Source organism: Streptococcus pseudoporcinus LQ 940-04 (genome assembly GCF_000188035.1).
In the GTDB taxonomy this organism is placed as follows: domain Bacteria; phylum Bacillota; class Bacilli; order Lactobacillales; family Streptococcaceae; genus Streptococcus; species Streptococcus pseudoporcinus.
Window position 1 is genome coordinate 208083 of the sequence record NZ_AEUY02000005.1, and the last position, 19210, is coordinate 227292.

Consider the following 19210-nt stretch of genomic DNA (forward strand, 5'->3'; position numbering starts at 1 on the left):
GAATTTACCTCTTTTTCAATAAAAATCAGTCGTCCTAGTTCCGGTCAAGGCCGCCAGAACCAGAACGACTGTATTTAATAATTACATTTATTTGTTACTTTAATTATAAGGAGTTAAATAAAGTCTTTCATTACTGTAGTTATAAGGAGTTACCTAATAGAATTTGTTAAATTAGTAAAGTTAAGTATTAATTAATTAGGGAAGTACCAGGTAGCTATTATACTTTTGGAATGAAAAGATTTCCAAGAGTTGCTGCCATAACAGCCTTAATAGTATGCATACGGTTTTCTGCTTGGTCAAAATGTTTCGCAAAGTCGCTACGGAAGACTTCATCGGTAACTTCCATTTCAGATACACCATATTTTTCTTCAACATCTTTACCATAGACAGTTTTTGTATCATGGAATGCTGGTAAGCAATGTAAGAAGATAAGTTTGTCATTATTAGCTTTTTTAACAAGTTCCATATTAACTTGATAAGGTTGAAGTAATTCAACACGTTCTTTAAATTTATCTTCTTCACCCATAGAAACCCATACGTCAGTGTAGAAGACATCTGCACCTTTGACAGCTTCATCTGCATTATCAGTAACTAGAATGTGTGCTCCTGATTCTTTAGCATAGCCCTCAGCTAGCTTAACAATTTCTTCATCAGGGAATAATTCTTTTGGTGAGAAGATGTGTACGTTAACCCCCATCATGGTACCTGCAACTAAGAGTGAGTTAGCAACATTGTTACGTCCATCACCACAGTAGACAAGTGTGATTCCTTCAAGTTTACCAAAGTTTTCTTTGATAGTGAGGTAGTCAGCAAGCATTTGAGTTGGATGCCATTCGTCAGTAAGGCCATTCCATACTGGAACTCCTGCGAACTCAGCTAATTCTTCAACCATTCTTTGGCTGAATCCACGGAATTCAATACCGTCGAACATACGTCCAAGAACTTTTGCTGTATCTTCTGTTGATTCTTTTTTACCAAGTTGGATATCATTTGCACCGAGGTATTCAGGGTGTGCTCCTAAATCGATTGCTGCAGTTGTAAATGCTGCACGAGTACGTGTAGATGTTTTTTCAAATAAAAGGGCAATATTTTTTCCTTCTAAATAATGATGTGGAATACCACGTTTTTTGAGATCTTTTAAGTGAGCTGCTAAATCAATAAGGTATTCAAACTCTTCACGTGTAAAATCTTTTTCAGCTAAGAAGCTACGTCCTTGAAATACTTGAGTCATTTTCTTTCTCCTTCAAAATATAAAATTTAGGTTTTGTTGAGATGTTACTATCTCGCTATTTTAGACATATAGCGTTAGGAAAATCAAGTTCTAACGGACAAGGAAGCGCCCTAATGGCTAGACTTGACTTCCCCAGACACTATGTGTTTTTACTATATAGTAAGGGGACAATAGTCTTTAGTTAATCCACTACTACTTTGTATATGAAAGATACTAACTGTCGTCAGTAGCGTATAAATTAACCCGAGCCTCTGACTCGTTTCATTCTATTGAAAGGCAATATTATAGGTCTTCACGTTCAAATGGCATTGACATACAACGAGGTCCACCACGACCACGAACAAGTTCACTTCCTTCAATCTTAATAAGTCTTAGACCTTTAGATTCTAGGATAGCATTTGTAATAGTATTACGATTATAAACCACTACAACACCTGGTGCAATTGTTAGAGTGTTGGAGCCATCATTCCATTGTTCACGTCCAGCAGCAACAATATTATCACCACCACAACGAATCAATTCAACTTTATCAACACCTAGATTATCAGCAAGAAGTTCTGCTAAATCGCCATTTTCTTCAACAATTTTAAGTTTATCGTTTTCATAAGTGACAGAATAAACACGCAAGTCACCTTCAATTTCTGGATGAATTGTGAATTTATCATAGTCAACCATAGTGAAAACTGTATCTAAATGCATAAATTTACGGTTGTTAGCAAATTCAAAGGCCAATACTTTTTTGAATCCTAGGTTTTCTTTGAAGATATTAATCAAAAGTTTTTCAATAGATGCTGCATCAGTACGTTGTGAAATACCTACCGCTAAAACATCTTTAGAAAGAACGAGTTCATCTCCTCCTTCAATACGAGTATTTTCGCTACGATCGTATACCATTGGCACTTTACCGCCGTACTCTGGATGGTGAGTGAAAATATATTTACCATAAAGTGTTTCACGGTTACGAGTTTCAGAGAACATATGATTTAGGGAAACCCCTTCACCAATAGTTGCGAATGGATCACGAGTGAAGTATAGGTTTGGCATAGGATCAATAGCAAATGGATAGTCAGATTCTACAAGGTCTGTCAATCCTTTTTCATCATCAGAGATTTCTGGAAGTTCAGATTTTTGAACCCCAGCCATTGTTTTATCAATCAACTCTTGGTTATCTTTAATTGACAAGAGTAACTCGCGAATGGCTTCTTTAGTAGAACGACCTCGAATATTAGCTTCTTCAATGTATTCGTCAATAAAAGCTTTGCGAACCTCATCGTTAATCAATGATTCAGCTGCTAATTTTTCAAGGTAAAGAACTTCAATGCCTTCTTCTCTAAGAGCTTGTGCAAAAGCATCATGCTCTTTTTGAGCATTTTCTAGAAAAGGAATATCATCAAATAATAATCTTTCTAGATAGTCTGGCATCAAATTTTCAATTTCTTTACCAGGTCTGTGCAGCATAACTTTTTTAAGTTTGCCAATCTCAGAATAAACATGAATCGGTGATTTAGCAGTCATAACTTTTAACCTCTTTCTAAATGATAAGTTTTGTGAATTCACCTTTCAAGATTTGGTAAATCTTGCTTACATACATAGTTTACCTTTTAACAAAGGAATAAATGCGGTAAATTTCACTCTCTCATTGTGAAATCGCTTACTGATTTTATTCAAAAAATGAAACTTTATTGAAATGTATCCGGTTTCTTGTATGTTTTTTACATTTTTGCGAAAATATTTATAGTTATAAATTTAAAAAAAGTGATAAAACTTAAAATTAAGTTTTTTATCCTTAGGTGTGTTTTAAGAAAAAATCTCTATTCAAAAATGTTAAATATTTATTTTTTCTCACTAATAATTTTTCTCGTTTAAGCTTACTTAGGACATGACTGACTGTTTCACGGGTTGTACCACTCATGTTGGCAATATCTGTTGAGGTTAACTGAAATGGTAATTTATTTTCGTCATCGCCCATCTCAATTAAAAGAATAGCTAAAGATTGAATAACCCGTTCGCTAGCGCTGGAAGTAATGAGATTACGCACTCGTAATTCGTGCAACTCTAAAAGACGAGACAATTTACTATAAAGATGAACCATTTGTTTAGGATTATCTGCAGAAAATTTTTCAAATAAATCTACGGGCAAATAATAGTAAGTGACATCTGTTATGGCTACAACTGAAAAATGATAGGCCTCATCTGTAAACATCCCTCCGTAGGGGAAAATGGTGTCATGTCTTATAAAGTCAGTATATATAAAAGAACCCGATTGGTCGGTTTGTTCAACTTTAAAATAGCCCGATGTTACTAAAAATAATTTATCACGTCTATCTCCCTCAAAAAACAAAATATGACCCTTTTGTACTTTGCGACATTCCATCTGGCCAACAATTTTATCAAATTCTTCAATGGAGAAAAATTTAAAATCATTTAATTTTCTTAAATACTGATAATCTTCACGTCTAATCAAATGAAACCTCCAACTTCCCTATATTACTCTCATTTTACCACAAAGATTAGCCTATTGTAAGCGTTTCTATAAAATTCTTTACAGAAGATTAGCTTTCTGGTATACTCGGGTTGATTGCAGAAAATTAAAGGAAGAGACGAATATGAATAAAAAAGAAATTCGACACCAACTCATTCGTTCATTAATTTCAGAAACAACTATCCATACCCAGCAAGAATTGCAGAGTCGCTTGAAAAAAAACGGGATTCATATTACTCAGGCAACTCTTTCTCGTGATATGAAAGAGTTAAATTTGGTTAAAGTATCAAATGGTGAGTCTACACACTATGAAACCTTATCCATCTCTCAAAGTCGATGGGAGCATCGCTTGCGTTTTTATATGGAAGATGCCTTAGTCATGTTAAAAATTGTGCAGAACCAAATAGTTTTAAAAACCCTCCCTGGACTAGCTCAGTCGTTTGGCTCGATCTTAGATGCTATGCAGATCACGGAGATCGTTGCTACTGTTTGTGGAGATGACACCTGTCTGATTATCTGCGAAGATAACGATGGAGCAAAAACTTGCTTTGAAACCTTGAGTAATTATACTCCACCATTTTTCTTTAGTAACAAGTAAGCCTCAACTTTCCTTCAACTACACACCATGAAGACAAGCACCACTTGTCTTCATTTTTTTCCTTTAAACTACTTCTGCACTATTGAATTAATGACTGTCAAAAATAATTCACTCCTTATAAACTAAGCTAGCAAATTAGGCAGTATAGTGAATCTCTCAAAATCTAAAATGACTTCCTCATTCTTTGTATTAATTCACAAAAATTTCTAACCTTTTATTAAATCTTTTTTCCTAGGTCAACGCAAGTATTTTCTTTCGTTAAAATGTACTTTTCTGCTTCTGCACCAAGTTGTAATTTGGCATGACCTTCAATAAAATTCAGTGCCTCTATCAATTGATCAAGCCTACCTCTATCTAATAGTTCAATGACTAAAAAAGCGTTTTTAGTATTAGCAGTAATCATCGTTCGTGCGCCATCACGCCAATTTAAGCAACGACAAACAGCACCAATATCATCTTTGTAACAAAGTTCATTCGGCAAAGTTGGTGAATCATTTTCGTCACCAATCAAATAGAAAGAATCATTGCCATCTGTAATAGTCAAGCGCAAATCACCAACAAAACTATCCAAATCTTCAGCTCCAACTGGTAGAGCAAAACGTAAACTAGCAGCATTATAAATATCAACTAGAGGATTAATTGAGGGAATTTGATTTCCCTTTGAAACGCGCTTCAGCAAAGCTTCAATGCTGGACCGAGCTCCTTTTTTTGTTTTAAATTGTTGATAGGCATTGCGATAGGTCCGAATTACCTCATTATCTGCAAAGTTACTTTCCGTTAGGTACTGCTCTGCAAGAGACTGACTTTCTCTCAGGATCATTTTTATCTCCTTGGACGATTCACCTGAGGACTGATAATTGTGTAAGAGAACAACTCCCAATTGTGCTTCTGGAAACAAATCCCAAAAACTCTGATCAACGATAAACCGTGACATCTCCAATCTCCTCCCAATACCATAAATCTAATCCTCTTTAAGATACCCTTTTTCTTGCAAAAATGCAATAAATTGTGGGGTTAAACGCCTAGGTCCACGAACTGACTTAACACCATGTTCTTGTAGGACCTCAAGAGGTAACTGATCATCTGCAAATTTTTCTATTAACTGCAAATGCATCAAGGTCTTAATATCCTTGCGAGGACGAAAATCCTCATTAGGAATATTAACCTCTAAAACGCGACAGACATAACGAATAGCTTTAGTTGGAGCTGTTATGTAAATAAAGACGTAATCACCAATTTTTATTGAAGCCTTCTGTGTCCACAAAATATCTGTACTAGCCGCAAACTCACTATCAATGTCATAATAGTTAAGATTAGCCGGAATAATCCAAAAATCCGGTCCTTTGAATCTTTTTAAAAGTGGTGATTCTACTAAAGCCCTACTTGCAAGAATAAGTTTCCAGATAACTTCATCAGACAGACTATCATCCAGAATAATTGAAATCCAAGATTTCTTAGACATATGATAAGCTGGGTAAATCCCATTTTGAGAAAGTAAGGTATCCAATTCCCGGGGCTTAACTTTGAGATTAATCACTTCAGCAGTTTGGTTTTTATAATCCTCAGCAATACCTTCCAATTTGTTCAGAGCAAGAGGAAAAATTACAGCATACCACTTACCCCCAACCCTATAGGAATAGGTATCAAAATGATTATCAAAAGGTTGGTCTAGAGAATCACTAAAGTTATCGACTAGTCGCTGATTAAGCCGATTCATCTGATCTGACTGGAAAGGAAAAAGGATACAGCAAGCCTCCGAGATTTCTTCTAAAACCGCCTGATAGGCAGTTTGCACTTGTCCCACATAGCTAGGAACCATCTTCTCCACATGAATTGCTAGATAGTCCTCCTTCATATCGTTATCAATAACCCGACTAGATAATTGGCCTTCTGCCTCAACTACTACCTGAACAGTAAAAGCCCCGCCCATAATATCAGCATGGTAACTAAATGAGCCGTCCTGGTCTTGATTAAAGCCAAAGGGCACTAGTCTATCCAGTTGAATTTGCCTTTTCCTAAAGACATTTTCTTCTATCGTCATAAACCTACTTTCTAAAGATGACGGTGACCATCATTCACAAATCGTCGTAAGAAATGCATGAGAATCAATGCAATAATTGTCGTAATAATCAGAATAAGCAACCACACAATGTCCACCTCAGCAAAGGGGAGTTTAACATTCATTCCATAAAAACTAGTCACTGTAGTAATAACTGTTAGACCAATCGTAAAAATAGTTAAGGAAGTAACATTATCATTGAGTCGATTGCTTAAAACATTATTATAAGAGCTTGCCAATTGTTCTAAAATCCGCGTGTGTAAAGAACACATATTAGACAATTGCTTAACCTCAATCACGGTGTCTCGCAACTTAGCTTTGACCCGCTCACTAAAGCTATCATAGCTAGCCAGTTCCTGAAAGTCTGCTAACATGTCTCCATTCTGTTGGGATCCCATCATGACATACACAGAGCCACTCTGCAAATTGGCCAATTCTGTTAGATTCTTCTTGGTCGCTCGTTGGCGTAGCTGATTCATCAGATAATCACGCTCTTTTCCCATCGCCTCTACTTCTGTAAAGTAGGACTTCGTAAACAAGGTTAGTAACTGGAACATGATTTCTTTAGGTTCTTGACTCAAATTGACTCGGTCTATAACTTTAGCCAACAGTTGCGTCGTTTCATCCGTTTCTAAAATCAATAATGACTGGCTACTGACTACAAAGGTCATGGGCATAATCTTAGGAATATTGCCAGCTTTTAGGGATACAATTTTATCCTCCAATAACTGATATACTAAAACTAACCAGCCATCTTGTTCTTTGACGAAAGCCGTCTCATTGCTATCTTGAGCATAATCTAAAACATCTTGACCAAGATCACCTAGACTCATTAGTAACTGTTTGTCATCAGTAGATAAATGATCCACATTGATAACCTTAAATAAGTCCTGCGTCTTTGTTTCACCAGGCATAGCTCCACTCCTTCCAGACCCTTTTATATATTATTAATCAAAAAAGGCACTCCTTGTACCTTTTTATTTCCCCCAAGATTTATAAAGTTCCTCGATAATTTTAATAGTGAGGAGAGTAATTTCTGGTTTCATAATTGGACTTGTTGTTGCACCTTCTTGAACCATTTGGCTAACATGATAGGCCTCAGAGGCAAAATCACTATCCATAGGGGCTTCCAACAATCTGCGACTGCCATCTTCGTAAGTTAACGTTGCCATGGTTGACTTCCAGAAGCTAGGAATTTCTAATGTTCCTTTGGTTCCTCGAATCGTCATCTGATGCTTCAACTTAAGCTTAGTCGTCAGAAAAATATCAACCATGACACCATTTCCCATTTGTAAGAGAATCTTAGACTGACTATCACTCTCCCCTTCTAAAAAGTTAGCGATACCACCAGCCTTTTCAATAGGGCAGTCAAAAAGATACTGAAGGTATGAAAAAGCATACGGCGCCATGAAATGAGCCGTTCCACCACCCGCTTCTAAATCCCTAAACCAGGCAATATGATCTATATTAGGATAAGCAGTGGTTGAACTGACAGAAAGAATATCTCCCAGTTCTCCAGATTGAATGGTCTTTTTGATTATATCCGTGAGAGGAATAAAAACTGATTTTTGAGCCTCCATTAAGAAAAGCTTCTTGCGGTATGCCAAATTAAAAAGCTCCCGCGCTTCTGCATAAGTAAGGGTAAAGGGTTTTTCAACTAAAACATGCTTACCGGCCTGTAGAGCTTTTTTTGCACAATTATAGTGATCTTTGTTAATTGTAGGCACATAAATGATGTCAATGTCCGGATCTGCAATCATTTCAGAAAGACTACCATAAGCTTTAGGAATATGATACTGTGCCGCAAAAGTTCTAGCTTTTTCAAAAGAGCGACTAGAAACAGCCACTATTTCACCATTCCCGGCTAAGCGGACACCTTCAATAAATCTTGGTGCTACTTGAGCCGTAGACACCACACCATACCTCACTATCACCATTTCAAATCCCCATTCCTATATTATAAGATTATTATAACACGAAGGAGAAAAATTGGCAGGAACGAAGCTAAGCTTTAAAGAATCTATCCCCATTATACGAGTAGTTTTAGGCCTTTTTTCAAGTTCTTTTTTAACACTTAGCTTCTAACTATCTTTTCTAAACTAAAAAATACAATTGCTGTCCCTTACGATTTATTGGCATGTTTCATTGTATCGGGCTAAAAATACGTGTTTTGATGTTCTTTAATCCAGTCCCGCATAGCTAAATCAGCTTCTTGAATTGCATAGAGTGAATCTAGTTTTTCAGCGATAATCTGATTAATGAACTCTGCCTTACTGATATGATATGTATTTGTCCAAAAGTTCAATTGTTCATTTAAGTCATCTGACAGGCAGATTGAGGTTAATTCTGACATACAAAACTCCTTTATTACCACAATATTATAATGAAGGGATTCTTTCCCATAACTCACTATTTTTCATTATTCCCCATCTAGATATTCGAAAATAATTTCAAAAAATAAATCTTATCGTCTAAACTTATCATCACCTAATGTCACTTTATACGATGTAGAATCCATTTATTTACCAAAAAAACTTAGTCTTCTTTATAAAGACTAAGTTTAAGCTCTACATGGTTATGCTATCACTCTTAGCAACTTTCATAAAGAGTAAAAGTGATAAGACAGTGAATGTTGTTAGAATTGTTGATAAGGCTGCTGCAATCCCATAATTCCCCCTAAGAACTTCAGTATAGATAGCAACCGTCATTGTTTTCGTATTGATATTATACAAGAGAATAGAGGTTGATAATTCTGAAATCATGGTAATCCAAGACAGGATGGCACCTGATACAATACCTGACAACATCATTGGAATTGTTATCTTAACAAAGGTATTTAAGCGTGAGCTTCCTAGACTAGAGGCGGCTTCTTCAATACTTGGAGATATTTGGTGTAGTGCAGCAACTGAAGAACGAATGGTATAAGGTAACCTTCTGACAGCTAATGAGATGACCATAACCAGCGATGTTCCAATAATGGCTAGGAAACCACTCCCAGCAATTCCAGTATTAAAGGCCGTAATAAAAGCAATCCCCATTACAGTACCAGGAACGATATATGGCACCATACTCATGCTATCAATTAAAGAGGTAAAGGCATTGCGCTTTCGAACACTAAGGTAAGAAATAAACGTTGCAAATACAAGAACTAGACCCAGTGCCATAAGAGGGATACGTAGTGTATTTAAAATACTGGTTCCCATTCTATTAAAAGCTTGCACATAACTATTGAAAGAATAACCTGGTACAAAAATCATTCCTGAAGTTTTGAGGAAAGATGTATAGATTAAATAAGTCTGTGGTAAGACTGAAAGCCCAATAACACCATATACCCAAACATAAACCAAAAGTTTCTGCCAACCTTTAACTGATTTTGCTTCTATGGGATGCAAGGAACTCATGCTAAAACTGTGTTTTTGCGCCAAGTATTTTTGCACTAAGAAAATAATCAAAGCAATGGTAATAGCAATTATGGCCAAGGCTGACGCAAAAGCTGAATTACCTCCGACCTCACTAATAAATTGAGAATAAACAAGAACTGGGAAAGTGCGGTAGCCTTCTCCAATGAGCATAGGAGTACCAAAGTCAGAAAAAGCACGCATAAAGACTAGGAGAGCCGCAGCTAAAAGAGTTGGTACTAAAAGAGGTAAAACAATTTTTGTCAAACGTTTACTCCCTTTGACTCCCATACTTTCTGCTGCTTCAAGTAAGGAATTATCCATACTCTTCAACGCACCACTAACATACAAGAAAACTAAGGGAAATAGCTGAAGGGTAAAGACTAAAACAATCCCAGCAAAGCCATATATATCAATTTTTGGAAAACCAAAGCTTGTTTGTAACCACTTAGTAATGACTCCGTTTCGACCTAGTAAAAGAATCCATGAGTAGGCTCCGACAAAAGGAGCAGACATGGAAGCGATAATCACTAATATTTGTAAGTATTTTTTACCTTTAAAGCGGAACATAGCAAAACAGTAAGCAAGTAAAGTCCCGACAACTAATGACAATAGAGTGGCCATAACAGAGACTTTAAAACTGTTTAAAAGGGTTTCAAAATAATAGTCCTTTGAAAAGAATGTCAGAAAATGCTGAATAGAGAGTTGCCCATCAACAAATAAGGCCTGCTTAAGGATAGTAACAATAGGGTAAATCAAAAAGAGCAAGTAAGATATAAAAATGATGATTGAGGATAGAATCCAAATGTTCATTTTTTGAAGGTTTTTAATCATTTACTCCACCCCCAATAGATTCACCTTACCATCAGCGGAAAAGACATTGATTTTCTGAGCATTGATTGTCAAACGAATCCTATTGCCCGCACCAAAATCTTCCTCCAAGGTTGATTCTTCTGTCACTTGTAAACGACTAGCAAAGGGTGTCTCAACGATATATTCTGTATTCAAACCTAAGTAGGTGCTATCTTTGATAGTAGCCTCAATAGGTCCATCACTTTGTCTAATAAACTCTTCTGGACGAATACTTACCCGTACAGCTTGATCCCGCAGATGATTTAAAGAGGGAAAGGAGATTGTATAGCCATCTTTAAACTGTAAGTAAGCTTGAGCATCTTGATGGATTAACTCAGCGTCTAGCATATTAGTGCGGCCGATAAAGGTAGCAACAAATTCGTTACTTGGGCGATGATAAAGTTCTTTGGGTTTACCAATTTGTTGAATCTCACCCAAGTACATTACTGCAATCTGATCGGAAATGGCCATAGCTTCTTCCTGATCATGAGTAACATAGACTGTTGTAATACCAACTTCTTTTTGAATTTCTTTGATTGCCTGACGCATATCAATCCGTAACTTAGCATCAAGATTACTGAGCGGCTCATCCATTAGCAAAACATCAGGACTAATAGCCAAAGCACGAGCTAAAGCAACCCGCTGTTGTTGACCACCACTCAAATTTTCTGGCTTCCGGTCCTTAAACTGATCAATTTGCATCAATTTAAGATATTTATCAACCCTACGCTCAATTTCGGTTTTTGATAACTTCCGTTGTTTTAATCCAAAAGCTACATTATCTTTTACAGAAAGGTGAGGGAAGATCGCATAATTTTGAAAAACCATACCAATATTGCGATGACTCGGTTCCATTTGATTGATACGATCTTCTCCAAAGTAGAAGTCACCGCCTTCAATCGAATTAAAGCCTGCAATCATTCGTAACAATGTCGTTTTTCCGCAACCTGAAGGCCCTAGCAGCGTAAAGAGGGAACCATCTGGGATCACAACATTAAGATCTTCAATAACTGGCGTGTCATGGTAAACTTTCTTAGCATTTTTAATGGTAATCTGACTCATAGGTTACTCCTACTTAGACTGAATATCAACAAAAATGTCATTGTAATGTTTAACAATTTCAGCTTTATGTTTGATAACGTAGTCATAATCTTCAGTGATGGTTTTAATGTCTTTTAGTGATTTCATATTTTTGCTAACCTTAACATCGTTGCGAACAGGACGGTTAGTTGTCTCTGTACCAAGAGCATTTTGAGCCTCTTTAGACACGATAAAATCAATGAATTTTTTGGCATTTGATTTATTTGGTGCATTTTTAATAATAGCAGCACTAGCTGGTAAGAAAACAGATCCTTCTTCCGGGTAGATAACCTTAATATTTGCGCCATCATTTAGCAATTTTACACTTGGATCTTCATAGGAAAGACCAACAGCCATCTCACCATCAGCAACGGACTTATAAACATTGGATGAGCTAGAATTGATTTTACCATCCACCAATGTAAAGAGATCTTTGACATAATCCCAAGCTGCTTTTTTGTCATAGCCGCCAGTGGCTTTCAGCATATTGGTTAACTGGGCGAAGGCGCTAGAAGAATTAGCTGGATCCGCTGTAGCAATTTTTCCTTTAAGTTCAGGGTTGAGCAGGTCTTTGTAACCTTTAATTTTCATGCCTTTCGTTAAATCTGGATTGACAATCAAAACGGAACCATCTAGGGTATAGGGTGTTGAATAACCCGTTGTGTTTTGATAATCCTTGATAACTTTGTCATTATCTTTTGCCGTGTATTTTTCAAAAAGTTCAGGGTGTTGCGCATACTGAGTATAGGAACCACCAAAAACAACATCGGCAACAGGTTTACTGGCTTCACTCTCAACTTTTTTAAAGAGCTCACCTGTTCCTGCTTGAATTAATTCTACCTTGATACCATACTTTTCTTCAAAAGCTGGAATGGTCGCATTAATTAAACCTTCAGAATTTGGTGAATAAACAACTAACTTGTCACTTCCTTTAGCCTCCTTCTTGTTTCCAGCTTTTGAACCACAGGCAGCCAGGCCTAGCAGTGCAACTGATGCCATTAAGACTGTTAAGGTTTTTTTGCGCATAATCATGCTCCTTTTCATGTTTTAATACCTCAATTCTACAAAAGAAAGCGCTTTAATTATAGGACAATTCTATCCTCAATGCGTAAAATTCTCTTTAAATTCCGTGAAAGTGAGCCCCGTATAACGACGAAAAACCTTCCCAAAATAGTTATAATCCGAATATCCCACAGCTTCTGAAACCTGATAAACCAGGAGATGAGGCTCTTCTAATATCAGTTTGATAGCTCGCCTCATGCGATACCTATTGAGATAATCTTTGATGGTAATTCCCAACTCTTCCTTAACCTTTTTATAAAGATAACTTTCACTGTAACCAAAATGGTGAGCAATTCTTTCAGTCGATAGGGTCTGATTATAATGATGATGCAAATAGCTTATAACCTGAGCAGATAAATAGTTACCATCAATAACAGGCAAATCAATGGTCGGAAATTGCTTACTCAGACCTTCCTCACTAGCTAAGGAAGTCGCCTCCGTTTTAAGGTCCAGACAAATCTGCCAAAGACAGTCCCGGAGTTCTTCCTTATCTAAAGGTTTTTCCAAAAAGTTATAAACCCCATATCGCATCGCTTTCTTAGCATTTTGAAAATCACTAAAAGACGATAAGATTATTTTTTGATAAGGAATCCTTCTGGTCGCTTCAAACATATCAAAAGCCGTCTTTCTAGGCATCATGATATCTGTTAAGACAATATCAGGACGATAACCTTCTATCACCTCTATCCCCTCCTGACCATCACGGGCACAAGCAAGTAATTCAATTCCCATTTGCTTGTAATCTATAACCTGACTCAACCAATTTCTAATTAAATGTTCGTCTTCGACAATGATCATCCGTAACATGCTTGCTTCCTTTCAAATTGTAATAAAACACCATTCAAAGTATCAACTTGGCAGAGCTCAATGGTCGCACTGGGATAGAGCATGACTAAGCGACTGTAAGAATTAACTAAACCATGTTCGGTTTGACCAGCTTTGAAGTAACGAGCAAAGTCATCTTTAAAGGATTGACTAAAACCAGGTCCATTATCCAAGACATAGATATGAACATATCGATCTGTCATTTGGAGCTCTACTTTAATAGCTAAGTCATGCCGAGACTGCATGCCGTATTTGAGGGCATTTTCAACTAAGGGCAATAAAAAGAGTTTAGGAACACGCAGTCCTTGCAAATCCTCCGGATAAGAGAGAAGAAAACTAAAATCCTCAAAACGTACCTGATTGACAGCTAAAAAATCCTCTAATATATCAAAGTCAGAAGCTAAAGTGGCGTATTCCTCCTGAGAAGTTATGCTGTAACGCAAAACACGGTTAAGGGCTAGAATTATTGCCTGTGCCTTATGAGGATTAAAATCAATTAAAATTTTAATAGATTCTAAGGAATTATAGAGAAAGTGTGGGTTAAATTGAGCTTCCAATAGTTTACGCTCAACAGTCGTTTTTTCTTGCTCCAAAGCCAGAGTTTGATGAAAGAGGCGCTGTAAAGTGTTAAGTAAACTATTTATTTTTTGGGCTAAATAGCCAAACTCATCCTCAGTCCTAACGACTACTTTGTCTTGGTAGCCGTTAACAATCTTCTCCAAATCTTGCACCAATAAGGCAATACTATCGCTACTATGGCTTGCAATGCGCTCAGAAAGCCCTCTTGCTAAAGCAATCAAAAGCGACATAATCCCAAGAACAAAGAAGCCCGTAAAAATCAAAAGATAGGACAAAGGAAGCACTACTATAGACGTATACAAAAAAAGCTCTTGACTCAAGGATTTCCACTGATGTAAGATCAGATTTCCCTCACTTATAGTCATCCATTTTTTAAGCTGATTCGCATTAATTTTTTGCCAAGAAAGGGTTCTATCTTGTAAACTATTTGACGTAAAAAGATGGTTAAAACGGTCAGCAATCACGTACTGAGTTGCACCAATCTTTAAACCAGACTCAAAATCATTACCGTCAATGTAAAGGACCAAATAACCTATCTTAACCCCTTTTGACCAGATAGCTTTCATTTTTAAGAGAAAGGGATTCCCTTGATAATCTTTCATAAGCCGATCTTCTGTTTCTCGATTGATATTGGGCAGAGCAATTTTAACAAAAGCATCATCTTGGAGTCCATTTCGATTAGGAAGACGTGTGCTCAAAAGCAAAGTTCCCCTAGGGTTATAGATGGAAATAGCCGAGCGAAACGGTAGACGAGTCGACTCTTGATAGACTTTTCTGAACATCTCACGCTCACTCAGGTGCCCTGACAAGAATTGGTTTAGACCCTTTTCTTCAAGTTTGGCAAAAAGCCGGTCGCTCTTCCAGTGGACTGTATTGAAATATGAGACAATATCATTTGTCCCGCCAGCCAATTGACTATACTGAACCGAAACAATAAACAAGGTCAGCACCACCACATAACTCAAACCAATAACCAAAGCTGTTTTCTTAAAACCAGCAAAAACCTCAAGCCGCAATTTCTCCCTAAAGGTAAGACCAACTTCTCTTTCCATATTTACCATACCCAAGTACACCCTCACATAAAAAAGCATGTTACCATGCTTTTTAATTATGAAATGATTATAGCAAGATGAGGAGCATATGTAAACGGTGTCATTAGCTGAACAATTTAAAATTTCTCTCATATTTGTATAAAATGATTAAACTTCTATATATATCTATCATATTATTACCAAACACACCGTGAGGGGTGCGACTTCTTTATCTTGGGACTAATGATGAAGATACTATATTTCAATCCACACACCCGTGAGGGGTGCGACAAATGATGTATCGTTTGAAGGATACGGAAAATCAATTTCAATCCACGCACCCGTGAGGGGTGCGACGTTTGACTACTCTACATGTTAAATTACAAAATGAATTTCAATCCACGCACCCGTGAGGGGTGCGACTCAATACGTTCTTGATCTTTTGCTTTATTAGACGTATTTCAATCCACGCACCCGTGAGGGGTGCGACGCAAGTTAAAGCGTTCGTCCTCTGCTCGATTTGGATTTCAATCCACGCACCCGTGAGGGGTGCGACATGATTCATAAAGCTTTGCTTAACTCTGTCTCAGGATTTCAATCCACGCACCCGTGAGGGGTGCGACTCCACCGCTTGGTGTTGTTGCTTGCAATGTTTTTGATTTCAATCCACGCACCCGTGAGGGGTGCGACAACTTACAAAAAGTCTGACAAAAATATTTATACAATTTCAATCCACGCACCCGTGAGGGGTGCGACAAGAGTGCTTGATTATATCAAAAGACATGATGGATTTCAATCCACGCACCCGTGAGGGGTGCGACATTTTTATTGTTGTATTTTTCTCTGATTGCTTTTATTTCAATCCACGCACCCGTGAGGGGTGCGACGATGATGAAGTGGAACAATCATCTAAATCTTCGATTTCAATCCACGCACCCGTGAGGGGTGCGACATTTGGAAATTTGGTAGCATATCAGGTCGGTAAAATTTCAATCCACGCACCCGTGAGGGGTGCGACAGCACATAAAAACACTATTTAAAGTAAAATTAAATTTTTACGATATCTCTTTTACTCGTAAAGTTATCTCAATTTTACTTAATGGTTATCATTTCATGCGCGAATCTCGCAGGATTTAATGTGTAACCCCGGTTCGCGAAAAGATTTTTAAAGAAGTAAAAGTCCCATATCAGGATCATAGGAAACATCACGGCCAAGAATTTCAACTCTCTTTTGCCAATGTTTACCTAAACGATAAAATCGAACACTATCAGACTCCATATCAATTATTTTAGTTAATTTATCTTTAATTTCTACAAAATCTGCTGGGCTCACTGAACACTCAAAAACAGAATTTTGAACCCGTTGTCCATAGTCTACACATAATTTAGCAACATGTCGCAATCGTTTACGTCCTGCTGGGGTCTCCGTATTAACATCATAAGTAATTAAAACCATCATAACAATCACCTAAATTAGAAATGGTGGGTAAGAATCTAATTCTCCCCTAATAGATTTCGCTAATAGCTGTGCCTGAATATAAGGAAGTAGCATCATCTTCACCTTTTCTTTGGTAAATGGATGCACTACTTCTACATGCTTGCGCTTCTGCCAGGCTTCAAGAAAAATAGCACGACCTTTTTCAGTTAATAAGACACTACCTGTCTCCTTTATTTCGAAATGCTTCTTTGTCAATCGTCCTTTATTAATCAGTGAAAAGATAAAACGATCAACGATAAAGGAGCGAAATTCTTCCACTAAATCAAGCGCTAGGCTGGCTCTTCCTGGTCTGTCAGTATGATAAAAACCAACATAACTGTCTAAACCAACAGCTTCAAGGGCCGATTGACATTCGTAAGTCAATAAGCTATAGCCAAATGATAATAGGGCATTAATACAATCTTGTGGTGGTCTGCGCGTTCGTCCATAAAAATAAAAAGTATCTTTATCCGACAAAACTAAATCATTAAAAGCTCTAAAATAGTGATTGGCTGCTTGTCCTTCAATCCCTAACAAAGTGCCTTTATCAGATGCTAGTGGAATATGCTCTAGTGCCCAAATTAGTTCTGTATTAATTTCTTCAAACAGCTGAGAATTCACTCTATCACGATGATCTCTACGAAATCTAACTAAATATTTTCTTGCATTCGAAATTTTAGCCAACATAAACCGCTTAGCATATTCCAAAGACGCATCGTTATCAGCAATACGATAATGCTCTCGCCTCAGTAAGACATTCCCATTAGTTGAACCTACAAAACGACCACAAAATCGACCTTGAGGCGTATGAAATGATAAATTAATATTATTCTCTGAGCAAAGTTCAATAAGGGATGGCGATGCTCCAAGATAGGAAAAGCACACAATACCATCAATAATACGGTATGGGAACCGGCTGATAACCTTACTATCTTGCTTGATCACAATATTATCTCTTTCCCTTGTCAGGTAAAAATTATCTTGTGTCAAATAGAGCGTATTGAGCAGCTTTTTCATTAAATTACCTCACTGATTATAGAATTATTGATATAGTTATTAACACTTGGTGTTTTCTTACTCAGTCTTGGCATACAGATATCCACTAAAGAACATAGGGTACAATTTTTGAAATAAGCTGCTTTCTCTACTACTTTATGATTATAATAGTCATGCATCTGATCAGCCAATTGATGGACTTCCCGCCTCAAGTCCTCCGTAATATCTACTTCAACCTTTTGATTAACACTATGATAATAGAGGTAGCCTTTATCAATATAACATCCCAAGGTTTCTTCTAAACAAATTACCTGCGCGACTAACTGGACAATATCTCGCGTATCCTTCTTTGGCTTACCACGTTTATATTCAACAACCAGTGGAATCCAAAGCCCATTCCTACCTTCCAAAGGGATTCCAGAGCTATCTCTGTGAAATTCCAAAACATCTAAAATTCCATACAATCCTAAGTTTTTAGATGAAATATGGATAGCTCGTGAAATAATGGTATCCTTACGTTTTTCCTTAATAAAGGGGTTGTCAGCCTTTTGGTGTAACGTTTGACCATGAGCTGTCGCTTCATTATCCGACCATTGCTGTTCAATATGAATCAACGCCCATTGACGCTTGCAGAATTGAAAGTGCTGAATCCCTGATAGCATCAAATAATCTTCTTCTGCATAAACCATATTATAACCCTTCTAGGATTTCTACCTCTAACCCTTTAGCTTGATATTCGGCTAATTTTTCTTCATCCAAACGAATATGGTAATCTTCATAAGAAGTCTTATCTTTCTTAGATTTATCAACAACTAACAAATCGTAAATACGTGCACTTGAGACGTTCCCAAGTTTACTTGAGTGTTTAAACCAGAACAGTTGGCGTACACGCATTGATCCCTCAGGACGTGCTGATGAAGTATCATTTTCAAATAAACTCATTAATGCCTGTTTAATCAATTCCGCATCTTCTTCACTAAAACCTGTTTTTTCAGCAAAGTGAGCGTTAATTGATCCTTTCACAAGGTAAACACCATAATCCACAAAATGCTTGGTTCCCATAGTGTCAGAAGAACGGCTACTATCTCCTTTAGGCTCCATACCATTAGTACTGCGTGTGATTTGAAGGCTTGAAATCACAATAGGATCAAACGTCTTTGCCATACTAATTGATACAGGTCCACGCACACCAATTGATTTTTTCAGATAAGTAAAGACTTGCCCAAAACTACGAACATCAAACCATAGTTCATTTGCTTTTTCTGCAATATCCTCATCTTTATCTTTAGCGGTAAATTGATTAGAAAAACGCTTCTCAAGAGAATGAAACTCATCTTCAATACGTTCACTAGCTTGAACAAAGATAGGCTGCCCCATATCTTGCAATCGATTACGTAATTTTCTTTTGATTGAGACATCACTCATAACTCCATAGCCTTTCGCATCTGTACGAGGCATGTTTCCATTCAACGGATCTCCATTCGCATTAGCTTCTTTCACTTCAAGCGTTACCATAAAATCAATTTTTTGTTCTAACATG

General features: G+C 37.1%; 18 protein-coding genes and 1 CRISPR repeat array. Of the genes, 1 reads left to right on the plus strand and 17 read right to left on the minus strand.

The annotated features are described in order from the left end of the window. Positions 1-217 precede the first annotated feature (217 nt). The 3 genes from argF to STRPS_RS02415 all read right to left on the minus strand — a co-directional run bounded on the left by argF (position 218) and on the right by STRPS_RS02415 (position 3695). Positions 218-1231: an ornithine carbamoyltransferase gene (gene argF, locus STRPS_RS02405; protein WP_007892634.1), complete on the minus strand. Its 1014-nt coding sequence runs from the start codon at positions 1229-1231 to the stop codon at positions 218-220. A gap of 282 nt (positions 1232-1513) precedes the next feature. Further along, entirely contained in the window at positions 1514-2746 is a 1233-nt protein-coding gene (gene arcA / locus STRPS_RS02410) for an arginine deiminase (RefSeq protein ID WP_007892646.1), read from the minus strand. A 271-nt stretch (positions 2747-3017) separates the two neighbouring features. After that, a complete protein-coding gene (locus tag STRPS_RS02415; RefSeq protein ID WP_007892700.1) occupies positions 3018-3695 on the minus strand; it encodes a Crp/Fnr family transcriptional regulator in 678 nt (225 codons plus the stop codon). Positions 3696-3837: 142 nt separating this feature from the next. On the opposite strand from STRPS_RS02415, the gene STRPS_RS02420 reads away from it, so the two are divergent. Continuing rightward, on the plus strand, positions 3838-4311 hold the full coding sequence (locus tag STRPS_RS02420) for an arginine repressor (RefSeq protein WP_007892654.1): 474 nt from the start codon (positions 3838-3840) through the stop codon (positions 4309-4311). 217 nt (positions 4312-4528) lie between these two features. On the opposite strand, the gene STRPS_RS02425 is transcribed toward STRPS_RS02420, so the two are convergent. The 14 genes from STRPS_RS02425 to cas7c all read right to left on the minus strand — a co-directional run bounded on the left by STRPS_RS02425 (position 4529) and on the right by cas7c (position 19209). After that, complete coding sequence (locus tag STRPS_RS02425) at positions 4529-5245, minus strand: B3/B4 domain-containing protein (RefSeq protein ID WP_007892686.1); 717 nt, start codon at positions 5243-5245, stop codon at positions 4529-4531. A 27-nt stretch (positions 5246-5272) separates the two neighbouring features. After that, positions 5273-6352, minus strand: coding sequence for an MmcQ/YjbR family DNA-binding protein (locus STRPS_RS02430; protein ID WP_007892656.1), 1080 nt, complete (start codon positions 6350-6352; stop codon positions 5273-5275). Positions 6353-6363: 11 nt separating this feature from the next. Continuing rightward, complete coding sequence (locus tag STRPS_RS02435; protein WP_007892645.1) at positions 6364-7284, minus strand: magnesium transporter CorA family protein; 921 nt, start codon at positions 7282-7284, stop codon at positions 6364-6366. A gap of 63 nt (positions 7285-7347) precedes the next feature. After that, the gene (locus tag STRPS_RS02440; RefSeq protein ID WP_007892670.1) at positions 7348-8307 is read right to left on the minus strand and encodes a Gfo/Idh/MocA family protein; all 960 of its coding nucleotides are present in this window, start codon (positions 8305-8307) and stop codon (positions 7348-7350) included. A gap of 218 nt (positions 8308-8525) precedes the next feature. Next, entirely contained in the window at positions 8526-8723 is a 198-nt protein-coding gene (locus tag STRPS_RS02445) for a hypothetical protein (RefSeq protein WP_007892692.1), read from the minus strand. Between the two features lie 214 nt (positions 8724-8937). Continuing rightward, entirely contained in the window at positions 8938-10602 is a 1665-nt protein-coding gene (locus STRPS_RS02450) for an ABC transporter permease (protein ID WP_007892683.1), read from the minus strand. After that, positions 10603-11682, minus strand: coding sequence for an ABC transporter ATP-binding protein (locus tag STRPS_RS02455; RefSeq protein ID WP_007892694.1), 1080 nt, complete (start codon positions 11680-11682; stop codon positions 10603-10605). A gap of 9 nt (positions 11683-11691) precedes the next feature. Next, a complete protein-coding gene (locus STRPS_RS02460) occupies positions 11692-12726 on the minus strand; it encodes an ABC transporter substrate-binding protein (protein WP_007892676.1) in 1035 nt (344 codons plus the stop codon). A 75-nt stretch (positions 12727-12801) separates the two neighbouring features. Further along, positions 12802-13569 carry a response regulator transcription factor gene (locus tag STRPS_RS02465; RefSeq protein ID WP_007892631.1) on the minus strand — a complete coding sequence of 256 codons (768 nt, stop codon included), beginning with the start codon at positions 13567-13569 and terminating at the stop codon, positions 12802-12804. Continuing rightward, a complete protein-coding gene (locus STRPS_RS02470) occupies positions 13557-15227 on the minus strand; it encodes a sensor histidine kinase (protein ID WP_007892669.1) in 1671 nt (556 codons plus the stop codon). The genes STRPS_RS02465 and STRPS_RS02470 overlap by 13 nt, the downstream gene beginning before the upstream one ends. Before the next feature lie 229 nt (positions 15228-15456). Beyond that, positions 15457-16215: direct repeats of the CRISPR family, unit length 32 nt; unit sequence ATTTCAATCCACGCACCCGTGAGGGGTGCGAC. 147 nt (positions 16216-16362) lie between these two features. After that, the gene (gene cas2 / locus STRPS_RS02475; RefSeq protein ID WP_007892660.1) at positions 16363-16656 is read right to left on the minus strand and encodes a CRISPR-associated endonuclease Cas2; all 294 of its coding nucleotides are present in this window, start codon (positions 16654-16656) and stop codon (positions 16363-16365) included. Positions 16657-16665: 9 nt separating this feature from the next. Then, positions 16666-17691 (minus strand): type I-C CRISPR-associated endonuclease Cas1c, encoded by a 1026-nt coding sequence (gene cas1c, locus STRPS_RS02480; RefSeq protein WP_007892627.1) that lies wholly within the window; start codon positions 17689-17691, stop codon positions 16666-16668. After that, complete coding sequence (gene cas4 / locus STRPS_RS02485; RefSeq protein ID WP_007892679.1) at positions 17691-18359, minus strand: CRISPR-associated protein Cas4; 669 nt, start codon at positions 18357-18359, stop codon at positions 17691-17693. Before cas4 ends, cas1c begins: the two co-directional genes overlap by 1 nt. A gap of 1 nt (position 18360) precedes the next feature. Continuing rightward, a complete protein-coding gene (gene cas7c / locus STRPS_RS02490; RefSeq protein WP_007892658.1) occupies positions 18361-19209 on the minus strand; it encodes a type I-C CRISPR-associated protein Cas7/Csd2 in 849 nt (282 codons plus the stop codon). Position 19210: the final 1 nt, after the last annotated feature.

What these genes read in the sequence shown, in the direction of transcription:
- argF (WP_007892634.1), bottom strand. Translation starts at nt 1,231, where the DNA reads ATGACTCAAGTATTTCAAGGACGTAGCTTCTTAGCTGAAAAAGATTTT.
- arcA (WP_007892646.1), bottom strand. Translation starts at nt 2,746, where the DNA reads ATGACTGCTAAATCACCGATTCATGTTTATTCTGAGATTGGCAAACTT.
- STRPS_RS02420 (WP_007892654.1), top strand. Translation starts at nt 3,838, where the DNA reads ATGAATAAAAAAGAAATTCGACACCAACTCATTCGTTCATTAATTTCA.
- STRPS_RS02425 (WP_007892686.1), bottom strand. Translation starts at nt 5,245, where the DNA reads ATGTCACGGTTTATCGTTGATCAGAGTTTTTGGGATTTGTTTCCAGAA.
- STRPS_RS02430 (WP_007892656.1), bottom strand. Translation starts at nt 6,352, where the DNA reads ATGACGATAGAAGAAAATGTCTTTAGGAAAAGGCAAATTCAACTGGAT.
- STRPS_RS02435 (WP_007892645.1), bottom strand. Translation starts at nt 7,284, where the DNA reads ATGCCTGGTGAAACAAAGACGCAGGACTTATTTAAGGTTATCAATGTG.
- STRPS_RS02440 (WP_007892670.1), bottom strand. Translation starts at nt 8,307, where the DNA reads ATGGTGATAGTGAGGTATGGTGTGGTGTCTACGGCTCAAGTAGCACCA.
- STRPS_RS02445 (WP_007892692.1), bottom strand. Translation starts at nt 8,723, where the DNA reads ATGTCAGAATTAACCTCAATCTGCCTGTCAGATGACTTAAATGAACAA.
- STRPS_RS02450 (WP_007892683.1), bottom strand. Translation starts at nt 10,602, where the DNA reads ATGATTAAAAACCTTCAAAAAATGAACATTTGGATTCTATCCTCAATC.
- STRPS_RS02455 (WP_007892694.1), bottom strand. Translation starts at nt 11,682, where the DNA reads ATGAGTCAGATTACCATTAAAAATGCTAAGAAAGTTTACCATGACACG.
- STRPS_RS02460 (WP_007892676.1), bottom strand. Translation starts at nt 12,726, where the DNA reads ATGCGCAAAAAAACCTTAACAGTCTTAATGGCATCAGTTGCACTGCTA.
- STRPS_RS02465 (WP_007892631.1), bottom strand. Translation starts at nt 13,569, where the DNA reads ATGTTACGGATGATCATTGTCGAAGACGAACATTTAATTAGAAATTGG.
- STRPS_RS02470 (WP_007892669.1), bottom strand. Translation starts at nt 15,227, where the DNA reads ATGGTAAATATGGAAAGAGAAGTTGGTCTTACCTTTAGGGAGAAATTG.
- cas2 (WP_007892660.1), bottom strand. Translation starts at nt 16,656, where the DNA reads ATGATGGTTTTAATTACTTATGATGTTAATACGGAGACCCCAGCAGGA.
- cas1c (WP_007892627.1), bottom strand. Translation starts at nt 17,691, where the DNA reads ATGAAAAAGCTGCTCAATACGCTCTATTTGACACAAGATAATTTTTAC.
- cas4 (WP_007892679.1), bottom strand. Translation starts at nt 18,359, where the DNA reads ATGGTTTATGCAGAAGAAGATTATTTGATGCTATCAGGGATTCAGCAC.
- cas7c (WP_007892658.1), bottom strand. Translation starts at nt 19,209, where the DNA reads ATGTTAGAACAAAAAATTGATTTTATGGTAACGCTTGAAGTGAAAGAA.